Source organism: Serratia bockelmannii (assembly GCF_008011855.1).
GTDB classification, from domain to species: Bacteria; Pseudomonadota; Gammaproteobacteria; order Enterobacterales; family Enterobacteriaceae; genus Serratia; species Serratia bockelmannii.
Map to the genome: position 1 here is coordinate 383,069 of NZ_VOUX01000033.1, position 15,409 is coordinate 398,477.

The 15,409-nt window shown below is 59.2% G+C and carries 16 protein-coding genes; 8 read left to right on the top strand and 8 right to left on the bottom strand.

Annotated elements, in window-relative coordinates:
• The first annotated feature begins 65 nt into the window (after nucleotides 1–65).
• The 3 genes from FOT55_RS18310 to FOT55_RS18320 all read left to right on the top strand — a co-directional run bounded on the left by FOT55_RS18310 (nucleotide 66) and on the right by FOT55_RS18320 (nucleotide 2,251).
• The gene (locus tag FOT55_RS18310) at nucleotides 66–563 is read left to right on the top strand and encodes a GNAT family N-acetyltransferase (protein WP_147823855.1); all 498 of its coding nucleotides are present in this window, start codon (nucleotides 66–68) and stop codon (nucleotides 561–563) included.
• Between the two features lie 204 nt (nucleotides 564–767).
• The gene (ttcA, locus tag FOT55_RS18315; protein ID WP_025302988.1) at nucleotides 768–1,706 is read left to right on the top strand and encodes a tRNA 2-thiocytidine(32) synthetase TtcA; all 939 of its coding nucleotides are present in this window, start codon (nucleotides 768–770) and stop codon (nucleotides 1,704–1,706) included.
• 146 nt (nucleotides 1,707–1,852) lie between these two features.
• Nucleotides 1,853–2,251, top strand: coding sequence for a VOC family protein (locus FOT55_RS18320; RefSeq protein WP_025302989.1), 399 nt, complete (start codon nucleotides 1,853–1,855; stop codon nucleotides 2,249–2,251).
• Between the two features lie 218 nt (nucleotides 2,252–2,469).
• On the opposite strand, the gene zntB is transcribed toward FOT55_RS18320, so the two are convergent.
• Entirely contained in the window at nucleotides 2,470–3,453 is a 984-nt protein-coding gene (gene zntB, locus FOT55_RS18325; RefSeq protein WP_025302990.1) for a zinc transporter ZntB, read from the bottom strand.
• A gap of 154 nt (nucleotides 3,454–3,607) precedes the next feature.
• Here zntB and FOT55_RS18330 point away from each other — a divergent pair, with 154 nt between their 5' ends.
• The 3 genes from FOT55_RS18330 to FOT55_RS18340 all read left to right on the top strand — a co-directional run bounded on the left by FOT55_RS18330 (nucleotide 3,608) and on the right by FOT55_RS18340 (nucleotide 5,795).
• Entirely contained in the window at nucleotides 3,608–4,309 is a 702-nt protein-coding gene (locus tag FOT55_RS18330; protein ID WP_089180967.1) for a hypothetical protein, read from the top strand.
• A complete protein-coding gene (locus FOT55_RS18335; protein WP_147823856.1) occupies nucleotides 4,261–5,352 on the top strand; it encodes a hypothetical protein in 1,092 nt (363 codons plus the stop codon). The genes FOT55_RS18330 and FOT55_RS18335 overlap by 49 nt, the downstream gene beginning before the upstream one ends.
• Before the next feature lie 194 nt (nucleotides 5,353–5,546).
• Nucleotides 5,547–5,795, top strand: coding sequence for a hypothetical protein (locus tag FOT55_RS18340; RefSeq protein WP_004930507.1), 249 nt, complete (start codon nucleotides 5,547–5,549; stop codon nucleotides 5,793–5,795).
• A gap of 160 nt (nucleotides 5,796–5,955) precedes the next feature.
• On the opposite strand, the gene FOT55_RS18345 is transcribed toward FOT55_RS18340, so the two are convergent.
• Together FOT55_RS18345 and FOT55_RS18350 are read right to left on the bottom strand one after the other, a co-directional pair.
• The gene (locus tag FOT55_RS18345) at nucleotides 5,956–7,590 is read right to left on the bottom strand and encodes a peptide ABC transporter substrate-binding protein (RefSeq protein ID WP_187181959.1); all 1,635 of its coding nucleotides are present in this window, start codon (nucleotides 7,588–7,590) and stop codon (nucleotides 5,956–5,958) included.
• A gap of 158 nt (nucleotides 7,591–7,748) precedes the next feature.
• Nucleotides 7,749–8,099 carry a hypothetical protein gene (locus FOT55_RS18350; protein WP_025302994.1) on the bottom strand — a complete coding sequence of 117 codons (351 nt, stop codon included), beginning with the start codon at nucleotides 8,097–8,099 and terminating at the stop codon, nucleotides 7,749–7,751.
• A gap of 206 nt (nucleotides 8,100–8,305) precedes the next feature.
• Between FOT55_RS18350 and mpaA the strand changes: the two genes are divergently transcribed.
• Nucleotides 8,306–9,013 carry a murein tripeptide amidase MpaA gene (gene mpaA / locus FOT55_RS18355; protein WP_043143634.1) on the top strand — a complete coding sequence of 236 codons (708 nt, stop codon included), beginning with the start codon at nucleotides 8,306–8,308 and terminating at the stop codon, nucleotides 9,011–9,013.
• 3 nt (nucleotides 9,014–9,016) lie between these two features.
• On the opposite strand, the gene ycjG is transcribed toward mpaA, so the two are convergent.
• Nucleotides 9,017–9,991: an L-Ala-D/L-Glu epimerase gene (gene ycjG, locus FOT55_RS18360; RefSeq protein ID WP_147823858.1), complete on the bottom strand. Its 975-nt coding sequence runs from the start codon at nucleotides 9,989–9,991 to the stop codon at nucleotides 9,017–9,019.
• Nucleotides 9,992–10,216: 225 nt separating this feature from the next.
• Between ycjG and tpx the strand changes: the two genes are divergently transcribed.
• Entirely contained in the window at nucleotides 10,217–10,720 is a 504-nt protein-coding gene (gene tpx / locus FOT55_RS18365) for a thiol peroxidase (RefSeq protein WP_004930536.1), read from the top strand.
• A 57-nt stretch (nucleotides 10,721–10,777) separates the two neighbouring features.
• Here the strand turns inward: tpx and tyrR are convergent, their stop codons facing one another.
• From tyrR to pspD, 4 genes are all read right to left on the bottom strand, one after another.
• Nucleotides 10,778–12,349 (bottom strand): transcriptional regulator TyrR, encoded by a 1,572-nt coding sequence (tyrR, locus tag FOT55_RS18370; RefSeq protein WP_025302997.1) that lies wholly within the window; start codon nucleotides 12,347–12,349, stop codon nucleotides 10,778–10,780.
• 314 nt (nucleotides 12,350–12,663) lie between these two features.
• Nucleotides 12,664–13,725: a YcjF family protein gene (locus FOT55_RS18375; RefSeq protein ID WP_004930545.1), complete on the bottom strand. Its 1,062-nt coding sequence runs from the start codon at nucleotides 13,723–13,725 to the stop codon at nucleotides 12,664–12,666.
• Nucleotides 13,722–15,119: a YcjX family GTP-binding protein gene (locus tag FOT55_RS18380; protein ID WP_025302998.1), complete on the bottom strand. Its 1,398-nt coding sequence runs from the start codon at nucleotides 15,117–15,119 to the stop codon at nucleotides 13,722–13,724. The genes FOT55_RS18375 and FOT55_RS18380 overlap by 4 nt, the downstream gene beginning before the upstream one ends.
• A complete protein-coding gene (gene pspD / locus FOT55_RS18385; protein WP_025302999.1) occupies nucleotides 15,100–15,366 on the bottom strand; it encodes a phage shock protein PspD in 267 nt (88 codons plus the stop codon). Before pspD ends, FOT55_RS18380 begins: the two co-directional genes overlap by 20 nt.
• Between the last annotated feature and the right edge of the window lie 43 nt (nucleotides 15,367–15,409).

Consider the following 15,409-nt stretch of genomic DNA (forward strand, 5'->3'; position numbering starts at 1 on the left):
CCCTGATGCTTTTCCTTCTATTCTCATTGCCATTGCGCCAGAAGCCAAAGGAAGCCAAAGAACGCATGGAAATCATCATCTCAGATCGCAGCCATTCGGAAGCATTGGTCGATATCATCATCGAAATGGAAGAATATTATTTCGGCCCCGACGTGATAAAACGCCAAGAGGTGCTCCCTTACCTCAATAACGCCATGTTTGGCCCCTACTCAGGCATTACTGTCGCCAGTGCTTGGTCACAAGGTAAGGTCTGCGGATTTTGTACCTTTTGCATCATGCACCCCGCCCCTAAGCTCAGCGGTCAAATGTTTATGAAAGAGCTGTTCGTCAGCCGCACTGCCAGAGGGTTGGGCGTAGGCAAGGCAATGATGAGTTTTATCGCAACCATTGCGCTCGAACATGGCTGTAGCCGCCTGGACTGGACAGCTGAAAAGTCCAACCCCAACGCCGGGCTTTTCTATCGCCAGCTGGGCGCCGACGAAATCGCCGCCAAACAGTACTTCCGTCTGGAAAACGACGCGTTGCGCGCTTTCGCTCGATCCTATGGTGAGACATTCACGTAGACCCTCTGCTGCAAAGACGATCGTTGGGATCACTCAATAAAACCTGCTGGTATTCATCGCTACAATCCGTACCATACAGACCTCGCGTCGGGTGCGTGGCGGCTGGATGATGAATAATGATCAAAATCGGCCGGTTGAATGGTAAACTCGCGGTCTACAACGCCATGCCCCTAGTGCCCCCTATTGAGAATGAGCACGATTTAAATGTCAGAAAAGCAATCCGTTAGCCAAAAAGAGCAGTACAACCTGAATAAATTGCAAAAGCGCCTGCGCCGCAACGTGGGCGAAGCGATCGCCGATTTCAATATGATTGAAGAAGGCGACCGTATCATGGTCTGCCTGTCCGGCGGTAAAGACAGCTACACCATGCTGGAGATCCTGCGCAACCTGCAGCAGAGCGCGCCGATCAACTTCTCGCTGATCGCGGTGAATCTCGATCAGAAACAGCCCGGCTTCCCTGAGCATATTTTGCCTGCCTACCTGGAAAGCCTGGGGGTGGAATACAAGATCGTCGAAGAGAACACCTACAGCATCGTCAAAGACAAGATCCCGGAAGGCAAAACCACCTGTTCACTGTGCTCGCGCCTGCGCCGCGGCATTCTGTACCGCACCGCCACCGAACTGGGTGCCACCAAGATCGCGCTGGGCCATCACCGTGACGACATTCTGCAGACGTTGTTCCTCAACATGTTCTACGGCGGCAAGATGAAAGGCATGCCGCCCAAACTGATGAGCGACGACGGCAAGCACGTGGTCATTCGCCCGCTGGCCTATTGCCGCGAGAAAGACATCGAGCGTTTCTCGATCGCCAAAGCGTTCCCGATCATTCCATGCAACCTGTGCGGCTCGCAGCCTAACCTGCAGCGCCAGGTGATCGGCGATATGCTGCGTGACTGGGACAAACGCTATCCTGGCCGGCTGGAAACCATGTTCAGCGCCATGCAAAACGTGGTGCCTTCGCACCTGAGCGATATCAATCTGTTCGATTTCAAGGGTATTCACCACGGGAGCGCCGTGGTAGACGGCGGCGATTTGGCCTTCGATCGCGAAGACATCCCGATGCAGCCGGTCGGCTGGCAGCCGGAAGACTCGGACGACGCGATACCTGCGCCAGAACGTTTGAACGTGCTGGAAATCAAATAAGCCCCCTCGCCGCTTGCCATCCTGCGAGCGGCGACATTTCCCTTTCTCGACGATCTCGATCCTGTTCACAGTTTGCGCAAAATTTACTCGGCAGTGCCGTTTTTACCCTATACTGTTTATTTATACAGTTATATGGAGATCGCGCAATGAATATTACCCCCTGCCTGTCCCACATCTCGCTGGGCTCCAACGATTTCGAGGCCGCCGCCGCCTTTTACGATCGTGCGCTGGCCGCCTTGGGATGCCGACGGGTGCTGGAGCATCCCGGCGCCATCGGTTACGGCCGCGACTACCCGGAGTTTTGGCTGCAGGTGCCGATCGACGGCCGCCCGGCCTCACCCGGCAACGGTACGCACGTCGGTTTTTTCGCCACCAGTAAGCAACAGGTGGATGAATTCCATCGCCAGGCGCTGCTGGCCGGTGCCGTCGATGAAGGCGCGCCCGGTTCGCGGCCGCATTACGGTGAGGCTTACTACGGCTGCTTTGTCCGGGATTTGGATGGGCACAAGATTGAAGCCAGCTTCTGGGATGAAAGCGCGGCCTGAAGAAGAAGGGAAGCCGAATAAAAAAATGCCGGTGATTAAACCGGCATTGTACGAATCAAATGTGCTATGCAGTAATTCAAAAATAAGAAAGTAAGACAATTATGGAGCGCAACGCCCATCGCTTGACGTTGCATTCACCTGCGAGAGAGATCATGCCCCATTTCCCCCGGCTAAATGTTGATTTTGCTCAATGTTAACCGGGTTTTCGTCATTTTCACCTACAGCCAGCGGCTGCGCTTCAGCCACCAGGCGACGCCAAGCACCAACCCGACCAACATCAGGCAAAATGCCGCGAAACCGAAGGGGTTGCCGCCGCCCGGTATGCCGCCAAGGTTGACGCCAAACAGCCCGGTCAGGAAGGTGGTAGGTAAAAAGACCATCGCTAACAATGACATGGTGTAAGTGCGGCGGTTCATCGCGTCGGCCATCACCGTGGTGATTTCGTCGGACAAGATAGCGGTGCGCGCGATGCTGCCGTCCAGATCGTCCAACCCGCGCCCCAGGCGATCGGCGATGTCCTGCATGCGGCGGCGATCGTCGTCGCTCATCCACGGCAGGCGGTCGCTGGCCAGCCGTGCGAAAACGTCACGCTGCGGCGCCATGTAACGGCGCAGCACGATAAGCTGTTTACGGATCAACGCCAGCTGACCACGCTCCGGCACCTGCTGTTCCAGCAAGGCGTCCTCCAGATCGATAATCTTGTCGTGCAGATCCTCAATGAATTCGCTGGTGTGATCGGTCAACGCATCGGAAATCTCCACCAGCCAGTTGCCGCTGTTGGTCGGCCCGGCGCCGCTTTGCAAATCGTTCACCACCTGATCGATGGAATACACCTTGCGGTGCCGCGTGGAGATAATCAGTTTATCGGTGATGTACACACGGATGGTGACCAACTGGTCCGGCCGTGAGTTGGCGTTGAAGTTGATGCTGCGCAGGGTGATCATGGTGCCTTCGCCCTGGCGGCTGACGCGTGGCCGAGAGCTTTCGCCGGAGAGCGCTTCGCGCACCGAGTCCGGCAGCAGCGGCGTGGTGCTCAGCCATTCGGCGCTGGCCGGGTGCGCGTAATCAAGATGCAGCCAGCACGGCGCGTCGCAGGTGATCTTGTCATCTTGCTCGATCGGCGTGACGCCGCCCTTGCCGTCCAACTGGTAGGCGTAAACCGCATCGGCGATCTGCAGCTCGCTCCCCTCAATCACATCCATTCATTTATCCCCTCAGTCTTACTTATGTTGCTGAGTCTAGCCTTAACGCCTTGGAGATCAAAGGCCAAGCTGTAACGCCAGTTTTCACGCCAGGTGAAAAACGTGCTCTATACTTCTGGCCTTAGGGAACACATCGCAACGACAGGAAGCCCCCATGTTTGAGATCAGCGCCGCAGATATTCTCAAAGTCAGTTTGACCGTTATCACCCTGTTTATCGCCGTTGTTAAAACGCCATTTCGTATTCGGCGGGAAAACCATGACAAGCTGCTCAAGCTACTCGAATCCGTCGAGAAGCCCCACAGTGAGCGCATGCAGCTCTTACTGTTTAGGGATTACATCGGTAGCAAAACCGTCGGGCTGGCGGAGTTGCAGCAATTGCTGGCACTGCCGGACGGCGTAACGGCGCTGGAGCGCTACAGACCTACTGGCGGCCGACAGCAGATCCTGCGCACCACGTCCGAGGGTTTCGTTTTGCAACGACGCGCCGACAGTGCGTTAAAACGCTCGCTGCTTTCCTGTCGCTATCTGTTGAAATACCTGCTATTCGTCACTCTGTTGGTGCTAATGCCTGTGCTGGCGCAATGGGGCTTGCGGCAGCTTGGCGTGCTGGTTATCGCGCCGTCGCTGGTGTTTATGTCCGGTGCGCGCATCACCGACGGCTGGCAGCTGCTGTTCCCCGGCTTTATATTTATTATCATCATGCTCAGTCTGACATACTTAATCTTCAGGCAACTGGCGCTGGCGGGTAACCTCAGTTCGGAACGCGCCTTTTATCGCTACTATCAACGAGCGCGTGAGGAACAACGATGCCGGGAAGTCCTGAGACAACTGCGCACTGCGCTGCGCCGAACCTGACGAGGATGCGCCGCCTGCGCTACATCGCAATGGCCGCCCTGCTGCTGTTCGGCCAATCGGTTCGTGCAGAGCCGGTATTAGAACGCCTCGCCACGCCCTATCACGCGCCGACGGCGGCGGGTTCACTGCCTTATTTTGTCGCTCACGCTCACTCCCGCCAGCCGCGCACCGCACTGGTGGTGATGCACGGCCGCCCGCGCGATGTCGCCAAGACGTTGCAAGCGGCGATCGATGCCGCGCAGGGAGCGGGAGACAACGGCTTATTGGTCGCCCCGCTGTTCCAGGTGCCGGAGAAACTTGCCGCTCGCTGCCGTTCCGCCGGGCTCCCGTCGCCGCAAGGCGGCGAGGCCCTGTGGCGCTGCGGCTCCTGGATCGCAGGCGATTTGGATAATAGCGGGAAAACCGGTTCGTTCAACGCCCTGGATAACCTGCTGGCCGATCTGAAACGGCGCTGGCCATCGCTGCAGTCGATAACCGTGGCCGGTTTTTCTGCCGGCGCCCAGTTCGTGCAGCACTATGTGGGCTTTGCCCATCCGCCAAACGGGGTGCGTCTGCGCTATGTGGTGGCCGATCCCGGCAGCTGGCTCTACTTTGAGAATCTGCGTCCTCAGCCCACAAGCTGGGGAAGCTGCGGCAGTGAAACAACCTGCCGCTTCCGTTGGCAAACGGTGAATGGCGGCCAGTGCCCACAGGCTAACCAGTGGAAATACGGTCTGGAAGCGCTTCCCGCTCATCTGCAACGCACCGCAGACACGGCGCGCCGGCGCTACGCCGCAGCCGATATCACCTATCTGGCTGCCGCCGAGGATACCGGCACCGCGCCGGGCGCCTACTATCGGATACTCGACAAATCCTGCGCCGCCCAGCTGCAGGGCCCCTACCGGTTGCAGCGCGCCCTGGCCTATGCCGACTACGATCGGCGTTACCTGGCGCCGAAGAAGCCGCATCGGTTAACGATCGTTCCCGGCTGCGGGCACAACGTCGCCTGCGTCTTTCCCGCCCCGGCGGCCAGGCGAGCGCTTTTCCCCATTAATGCAGACTAATAATAACGGTAATGAAATAAACCATTGCCGATAAATCGGGCAATATCGCCGATAAAGCACTGGTAATGCCGTTATTATTATGACTTAACATATTGCTATCACTTTTAATTCAAAATGATAATAATAAATCAACATAAAGCTGTTTCAGCGCAAATTTTAGGGGCATATACTTTTCTCACTACGAGGAGGTAGTTATGTTACGCGACCATTTAAAAATAAACGCCAGCGATACGCTGGAAAAAATCAGCAATATCCATTTGCAAAACCAGGGGCAGGAAGAGATCAGTGAATTCGTGGTAAAAAACGCCGCCGGCCTGCAGATTGGCAAGGTCTCCGTCCACGATCGTTTCAGCACTCGCCGCTCTTATCCCACCAGCTATCGCATCACCCAAACCGACATGAGCGGCCGTGTGGTGGTGGATGCCATGCGGGACTGTCTATAAGCGTAACCGCTCTCTGAAATAGCAAAAAAATAATGTGATGATGGCAACCCTGTTTATTATTAAACGGGGTTTATCGCGTGGATAAATTAATTACCTTCTTCATTTAACCGTCAATAAAAATAAATCCCCCGCGTTATGCGGGGGTGAAAAATAAGCCCAATCAGTGTTTGATAATATACATCGTTTGGCTATAGGCCACGTCTTCCGGATTGGTGATCGGGTAGCCTTTTACCCACGGTTTGATCAGGCGGCCGTTGGTGTACTGGTAGATCGGCGCGATCGGTGCCTGATCGGCAATGATTTGCTCCATCTTGTTGTAATCGGCGGTCACCGCCGCCGGGTTGGTTTCCCGCCCCGCCTGCGCCAGCAGCTTGTCGTAGTCCGCGTTCTTGAACTTGGCAATGTTGCCGCTGTGGGTAGAGGTCAACAGCGACAGGAAGGTCGACGCCTCGTTATAGTCACCTACCCAGGAGGCGCGGATCACGTCGAAATTACCGGTATTACGGCTGTCGATATAGGTTTTCCACTCCTGGTTTTGCAGCTTGACGTCAATGCCGAGCTTTTTCTTCCACATTGAGGCCACGGCGATGGCGATCTTCTGGTGGCTTTCCGAGGTGTTATACAACAGCGTCAGCTTCAGCGGGTTGTTCGGGCCGTAACCGGCCGCCTGCAACAACGCCTTGGCCTGCGCATCCAGCTCCGCCTGCGATTGCTGTTGCAGCAAACTCGCCTCCGGTTTGAACCCGGCAGTCACGTCCGGCGTGAAGTGATAGGCCGGTTTTTCGCCGGTGCCCAGCACTTTTTCCGCGATAATCTTGCGATCGATGGCGTAGGACAAGGCCTGGCGCACCCGCACGTCGTTGGTCGGCGCGCGCTGGGTGTTGAACGCGTAGTAATAGGTGCCGAGCTGATCCGGCGTGTACACCTGCCCCGGAATATCTTTCAGCAGCTTCTGATACATGTTTTTCGGGAAGGATTCGGTGATGTCGATATCGCCCGCCAGGTAACGCTTGGTGGCGTTGGATTCCTGATTGATCGGCATGAAGGTCACTTTGGTCAGCACGGTTTGCGCATGATCCCAGTAATGATCGTTAGGCGTCAGCACCAGCTTCTCGTTCACCACCCGCTCTTGCAGTTTGAACGCGCCGTTGCCCACCAGATCGCCGACCTTGGTCCAGTCGTTGCCGTATTTTTCCACCACCGCCTTATTCACCGGGAACAGGCTGAAGTTAGCCGTCAGGCTGACGAAGTACGGCACCGGCTTGTCCAGCTGTACTTTAAGCGTATAGTCGTCCGGCGCCGACACGCCCAAGCGATCGGCCGGCAGTTTGCCGCTGATGATCTGCTCGGCGTTCTGGATCCCCGCTAACTGCGCGAACCAGGCGAACGGCGACAGGTTTTTCGGTTCGACCAGCCGCTGCCAGCTGTAGACGAAATCCTTCGCCGTGACAGGGTCACCGTTTGACCACCGCGCATCTTTGCGCAGATGGAAAATATAAGTCTGGTTATCGCTGGTCTGCCAGCGCGTGGCGACGCCGGGGATCACTTTCCCATTGGCGTCCTGATTGACCAGCCCTTCGAACAGGTCGCGCGCCAGCTGGGCCTCCGGCAGGCCTACCGCTTTAATCGGATCGAGCGAGGCCGGTTCGTCTTTAATGTGGCGCACGATTTCCTGTTTGGCCGCCAACGCGGTGCCCGGGGGAACCTGCGCCGCCATAGCGCTGCTCATACAGGCGCCGATCGCCGCCGCGCAAAGCGCCAAACGAAAACCCCGTTGCATTTTTCTTCCCGTCATTATGATTTACCCCCGTTAACCATCTGAATTTTTTATCATATAGCACAAGATCCGTCCGGCCTAGCGCTCACGGCCGAGAAGTTGCAAAAAGTGCGATTCAGGCAATAAAAAACCCGTGCGGCGCAGGGCGGCACGGGCGGTGTTTGCAGCGGCGACCGTCAGTCGTACAGGTGGATGCTGTTGATGCGGTAGCTGAACTCTTCACCCTCTTCTTCATCGAACACGGTGAAAAAGCCTTTCTCGGCCAGCGGACGGGCCGAGATATCGGTTTTTTGCAGCTGGCGCGCGTCGGCGTCGTCGTAGCCGTAGTCGAGGTAGAAGACATCTTTTTGGTAATCGATATGCAGGGTGAACGGATAGTTCGATTCGTCCCCGCGCCCGTCGTCATTTTTCACCACGCCGAACCATTCCCCCTGACGGATCTGGTTTTCAGCATCCACGCCGCACAGCAGCGTGATGGTGTCATTTTCATTTTCGCTATAGCTGGCGATGATTCTGGCTACTGGCATGTTAAATCCTCTTGCGGGTGATTGGCTTAGCTCTGCCGTTAGTATAACAACAGCGTCAGGCCAGGTGCGGTTTAATTGGCGTTTTCACCGCCGCGGCGTCACAGATTGCGCAAACGTCGCACAATTGCGATGGGAAAGATGCCTCAAAGCGTAATACACTGAATAAAATGACAATGACTCTCGACCTTTAATCCAGGGACAACACCATGACCGAACATCGACCACGCAGTGAACGTGGCCAGTTGGCCATCGCAGGAGAGAACTACGGCAGCTCGCTGCTGGGCGCGCCGCTGCTCTATTTCCCGGCGGCGATCAGCGGCCCGGAGACCGGGCTTATCATCGCCGGCACCCACGGCGATGAGAGCGCCGCCATCGTGACCCTGTCTTGCGCGCTGCGCAGCATCGCCCCCGAACGACTGCGTCACCACGTGGTGCTGGCGGTCAACCCCGACGGCTGTCAGCTGGGGCTGCGCGCCAATGCCAACGGCGTCGATCTGAATCGCAACTTCCCGGCCGCCAACTGGCGCTCCGGCGATACCGTCTACCGCTGGAACAGCGCGGCGCCGGTGCGCGACGTCAAGCTCTCCACCGGTGGGCGCCCCGGTTCCGAACCGGAAACCCAGGCGCTGTGTCATCTGATCCATCGTCTGAAGCCGCACTGGGTGGTGTCGTTCCACGAACCGCTGGCCTGCATCGAAGATCCCGCCAGCTCGCGGCTCGGCGTTTGGCTGTCGCACAAGTTCGAACTGCCGCTGGTGACCAGCGTCGGCTATGAAACGCCCGGTTCGTTCGGCAGCTGGTGCGCAGATCTGTCGCTACCGTGCATCACCGCCGAATTCCCGCCGATCTCCGCCGATGCCGCCAGCGAGCGCTACATCGACGCGATGATCGAGCTGCTGACCTACCCGAATTAATCCCTACGGGGCGATATCGACGATCGCCCCGCATTCGAACGCCAGACCCGGTTCGACGTCCCGCGCCAGCCAGGTCGGGCCGTCCAGATCGACGAAGCGCGCCGCCGGCGCCAGCGGCAAGGCGGCGGATATCGCCCGTGACGTGCACAACATGCAGCCGAGCATGATGGCGAACCCTTGTTCGCGCGCGGCCTGCGCCAGCGCCAGCGCCTCGGTCAAGCCGCCGGTTTTGTCCAGTTTGATATTGACCATCTGATAGCGTTGCGCCAGCCGCGGCAGATCGGCGCGGGTGTGGCAGCTCTCATCGGCGCAGATCGGCAGCGGATGAATAAAGTGTTCCAGCGCGGCGTCATCACCGGCCGGCAGCGGCTGCTCCAGCATCGCCACGCCGAGATCGGCCAGCAGCTGGCAGCGCGCCGCCAGCCCTTCCGCCTGCCAGGACTCATTGGCGTCGACGATCAGCGTCGCCCGCGGTACCGCGGCGCGGATCGCTACCAATCGTTCGCTGATATAGTGATCGTCGAGTTTGATCTTCAACAGCGTGGCGCCCTGCTGCTCCAGTTCACGCGCGGCGAAGGCCATCGCTTCCGGCGTGCCGATGCTGACGGTCTGCGCCATACGGATATGCGCCGGGGCCGTCACGCCGCTGCGCTGCCACAGGCTCTGCCCGTGCAGGCGGCACTCCAGATCCCACAGCGCCGAATCCAGCGCGTTGCGGGCGGCGCCCGCTGGCATCTGCACCAGCAGCTGTTCGCGGGTCATGCCTTGTGCGATCGCCGGCGCCATCTCTGCCAGCTGTGCCATCACCGATTCCTCGCTCTCGCCGTAACGCGGGTACGGCGTACATTCACCGGTGCCGCGCACGCCCTGCTGTTCGATTTCGACCACCACCACCCGGGCTTCGGTGCGGCTGCCGCGCGCAATCACGAAGGCGGTATGCAGCGGCCAGGCTTCCGGGTAAAAACGCATGTCTCTCATAACGGCTCCTGAGCGAAAACTGCGCATTCAGCCAGGCTGATGCGCCGGTGATGTTTTATAGAACAGCCTAATATATACAACTATTTAGCAAACTTTGATATCCAATCCGCCCCGGTTGTCATAAACTGGCGCCAGGGTGTGAACCTGATGTTAAATGCCGTTGCCGACGCGCCGTTTCATCAGGTTCATACCCTTTGTATAAACACCTGTAAAAGGAATCTAGCAATGACTCAGACAGTACATTTTCAAGGCAATCCGGTCAGCGTAGCAGGCAAACTGCCACAGCAGGGCGAACAGGCCAAGGCCTTCTCGCTGGTTGCCAAAGACCTGTCAGACGTGGCGCTGAGCAGCTTCGCGGGTAAACGCAAAGTCCTGAACATCTTCCCAAGCATCGATACCGGCGTCTGCGCGACGTCGGTGCGTAAATTCAACCAGCTGGCCAGCGGCCTGGATAACACCGTGGTGCTGTGCATCTCCGCCGATCTGCCGTTCGCGCAGTCTCGCTTCTGCGGCGCGGAAGGCCTGAGCAACGTGGTTACCCTGTCCACCCTGCGCGGCGCCGAGTTCAAGCAGGCGTACGGCGTCGAAATCGCCGAAGGCCCGTTGGCAGGCCTGACCGCGCGTGCGGTCGTGGTGCTGGATGGCCAGGACAACGTGCTGTACAGCGAGCTGGTGAACGAAATCACCACCGAGCCTGACTACGACGCGGCGCTGGCTGCGCTGAAATAACAAAGCCGGCGAACGCCGGCTTTGGATACCCATTAAAGGCGCCGCAAGGCGCCTTTCTTATTCTTCGCCCTCAGCGCCGCCTTTGCGGCTGCTCAGGCCATACTCGCGCAGCTTGTTGGCGATGGCGGTATGGGAAACGCCCAGCCGCTTCGCCAGCTTGCGGGTGCTGGGATAGGTGCGATACAGGCGCGTCAGCACCGAGCGTTCGAAACGCTTGCTGATGTCGTCCAGCGAACCGTCCAGCACCTCGTCGCCCAGCGACATCTCCACCTCAAACTCCGGCAACACGATATCCTGTGGCCGCAGTTCGTAGCCTTCGGTTTGCGTCAGCGCGCGGTAGATAGCGTTTTTCAGCTGACGCACGTTGCCCGGCCAGCCGTACTTGCTGAGGAAGCCGCCCAGATCGTTCGCCAGCTTGGGCCGCGCCACGCCCTGCTCATCGGCGAAGCGCGCCACGAACAGCTCGGTCAACGGCATGATGTCCTGCGGACGTTCGCGCAGCGGCGGGATGGTGATGGTCAGTACGTTGAGGCGATAATAGAGATCTTCGCGGAATTCGCCGCGCTGCACCAGCTCGGTAAGGTTTTTCTGGGTGGCGCAGATCACGCGCACGTCGACGTGCACCTCATGCTCTTCGCCAACGCGGCGGAACGTGCCGTCGTTGAGGAAACGCAGCAGCTTGGTCTGCATACGCGGCGACATTTCGCCGATCTCATCCAGCAGCACCGAACCGCCGTTGGCCTGCTCGAAGAAGCCCTTCTTGCCTTCCAGCGCGTTGGGATAAGCGCCCGGCGCATGGCCGAACAGTTCGCTCTCCACCACGTCATCCGGCAGCGCGGCGCAGTTCAGCGCCAGGAACGGCTGTTTGCCACGCGGGCTGCGTAAATGGCAGGCGCGGGCCAGAATATCCTTGCCGGTACCGGTATCGCCGACGATCAGCAGCGGCGCATCGAGCATCGCCAGCTTGCGCGCCTGCTCCAGCACGTGACGCATCTTGGCGCTCACCGCCACGATGTGGTCGAATTCGGTATCGTCGTTCACCGATAGATTTTGCAGCTGGCGGCCCATGCGCGCGGTGGACTTCAGCATCACCACCGCGCCGACCGCGGCCGCCTGCTGCTGTTCGTCTTCCAGATAGATGGGCGTGATGTCCATCAGGAAGTCCTGGCTGCGGATCACCACCCGCTCGGCGTGCGGCGCCGTATGCTCGCTCTCCAGCCAACGGCTGAAGTTATAGCCGCCGATCAGCGCCCCGGCGGTCTGGTTGCGGATCTTGTCTTCATTCAGGCTGAACAGCGCCTGCGCCGCCGGGTTGGCCAGCTCGACCTTGCCCTTCATGTCGATAGAGAACACCGGTTCCGGCATCGATTCCAGCAGCGCGCGCAGCGCGCGATGTTCGCGTTCGGAAGGCATAAAGCTGACGGTGCGCACGTCGGTCACGCCGGCGATGCGGCGGATCTCCGCCATCAGGGCGCGGAAAGTATCGAAATCCAGCTGGGAGAAATTGAGGTAAATGCGGCCGATGGGATCGATCTCGATGCCACGTAAGTCAATGCTGCGCGATACCAAAAGATCGAGTAATTCTCGAGTGAGACCGAGGCGGTCTTCGCAAAATACTTCCAAACGCATCAGTGTTGGCCTTATCTCTGCAGGTGCGGGGATCGTTGACGATGATGATACTCCCTCGCACCGGGCGGTAGAAGCGATCTGTCAGCAAAAGTTGACAGAACTCTGATTTATTGCCGTGGTTGCTGATTTTAAACGCAAGCGGATAACAGCATCGGCGTCATTTTAGCCTACAAACAGAGAGTTATCACAACCAGAATTAATTTTGCAGAGATTTATCACGCACTCACAGGGGGATCGACTGTCGTCAAGTCTCGATTACGTCCGGCGTCGGTGCCGTTGAGAAAACGGCGCTCCTGAGAGCGCCGTCGTGGGGGTTATTTGGCCTTGCCGTCGCTCTTTTTCAGCGTGTCTTTCAACTGGCCGATCAGCTGGCTGCGGAAATCGCCAAGCTTCGGCTTTTCCCCCTCCAGCCACGGCAGCGGGCGGCACAGCTCCATCGCCTTGATGCCCAGCCGCGCGGTCAATAACCCGGCGCCGATACCCTGCGCCGCACGCGCCGACAGCCGCGCCGCCAAATCCTGCGACATCCAGTCCATGCCCACTTCACGCACCAGTTCAGAGGCGCCGGCGAAGGCGATGTTGAGCAGCACCAGGCGGAACAGACGAATGCGGCTGAAGTAACCCAGTTCGATGCCGTACAGCGCCGCGATGCGGTTAATCAAACGGATGTTGCGCCAGGCGATAAACGCCATATCCACCAGCGCCAACGGGCTGACGGCAATCATCAGCGTCGATTCGGCGGCGGAGCGGCTGATTTCGCGCCGCGCCTGGTTGTCGAGCACTGGCTGTACCAGCTTGGCGTACAGCTCCACCACTTCACGGTCATTTTGGGTTTCATGCAACGAGGCCTGCCAGCGCTGCAACGCCGGATGCCCCTGATCCAGCCCGGCCTGACGCGCCAGCTTCTCGCAGAATTCGCGCCCTTGCCCCAGCCCGTGGCTGTGCAGCAGCTCGCGCGCCACGTCGCGCTCTTCCGCGCGCTGGCGCAGCCGATACAAACGCCGCCATTCGGTGACCACCGAACCGACGCCGGCGAACACGATCAGGCCGCCGGCCACACCGCCGCCCATGGCGATCCAGTCCTGCTGCACCCAGGCGGTATGCACCCACTGCACACCCTGCGCCACCACGCTGACGCCGAACAGCGCCAGCCCGGCGGTGACCATTTTGCGCCACAGGCTGCGTTTAGGTTTCAGCGCGGCATTAATGATGCCTTCGGCGCGCCCTTCTTCCTCTTCCTGCTGCAGCTCCGGCGCCGCCGGAAAGAAGCTTTCTGCCTGTTCGGCATCGAAAGCGACGCCGGCGCGCAACGCCGGCTCCTGCGGCGGCTGCAGCGGCTCGTCAAAATCGATACGCGGTTTGATCGGCTCGCTCATCGCAATTTGTCTCCCAATAAAAACTCCATCACTGCATCCAGGCGGATGTGCGGCAACGGGCTGTCCACGCTCATGGCGCGCGGACGAAACTCATCGAAGTGGAACCCCTGGTTCTGCCAGAACGCCGGCCCCGGCAGGCGGGCGGGCACTTCGCCGGGGAACACCGTCAGCGGCGCGCCGTCGCTCAGGCGGTTGCCCTTCAATGCCGGAATGCGTTGCCCCTGGTGATCGACGATGCCGCTCTCGGTCGCCTGCACCGAGGCCAGGCCGACGCAATCCATGCTAATGCCCTCGAACGCCGCGTTCTGCCACGCCTCTTGCACCAGCTGCTGCAGCAATGACACCAGATTGGCGTGCTGATCGGCGGTGATATGGTCCGCCTTGGTGGCGGCGAACATCAGTTTGTCGATGGTCGGCGAGAACAAGCGGCGAAACAGCGTGCGCTTGCCGTAATGGAAGCTCTGCATCAGTTGGGTCAGCGCCAGTCGCATGTCGTTGAACGCCTGCGGGCCGCTGTTGAGCGGCTGCAGGCAGTCAACCAGCACGATTTGCCGATCGAAACGAACGAAGTGTTCTTTGTAGAAGTTTTTGACGATCGACTGGCAGTAGTAGTTGAAGCGAGCGCGCAACATGCCGATGTTGGTGTGTTTGTCGGCCTGCGCCAGCTTCGATTCGCCGATCGCGGCCACGTCGGGCCACGGGAAAAACTGCAGCGCCGGCGCGCCGGCCATGTCGCCCGGCAGCACGAAACGCCCCGGCTGAATGAAGTGCAGCCCTTCGCTTTTGCAGCGCAACAGATAATCGGTGTAGGCCTGGGCGATCGCCGCCAGCCGGTTTTCGTCGGCCGGGGCCAGCGGATCGCACGCCTTGCACAGCTCAAGCCAGGGTTTGGCCCATTCGGCGCGTTCGCCCTGCAGCAGCCCGGTCATCTGGCGCGACCAGGCCAGGTAATCCTGTTCGAGCATCGGCAGATCCAGCAACCATTCGCCCGGATAATCGACGATCTCCAGGTACAGCGTGGAGGTGTCTTTGAAGTGCCGCAGCAGCGAGTCGTTGGAGCGGTAACGGAGCGCCAGCCGGATTTCGCTGACGCCGCGCGTCGGCGTCGGCCAGGCCGGCGGCGTGCCGTACAGCTGCGCCAGCCCTTCGTCATAGGTGAAACGCTGGATGCCGAGATCGCGTTGCGGGATGCGTTTGACGCCCAGCAGGCGCTCTTCGCGCACCGGTGAAAACAGCGGCATGCGCGCGCCGCTGTGCACATGCAGCAGTTGGTTGACGAAGGCGGTGATAAAGGCGGTTTTGCCGCTGCGGCTCAGGCCGGTCACCGCCAGGCGCAGATGACGATCCATTCCGCGGTTGACCAGCGAGGTTAACTCATTTTGCAGTCGTTTCATTGCTCTCCTTGACGTAACGCCCGAATGCCTTGTTCAGGCCTTTACGGAACAGCGGTTCCAGCACCAGCGCCAGCACGACGCGCACCGGTTTGCGGCCGACGGTCTTCAGCAACCAGCCGGCGGCGCCCGCCGGGCCATAGTTCAATAACGCTATGATGATGACTTTAGCCAATGTCTTCAACATTGCCGCCGCTCCTCGTTTAAATCCACCCGTTCTGGCGGTGTTTGCAACATCGATTTTATTCATGACAATGCCCTCCGGCACAAGAGATTAAGGTTACATTCAACGG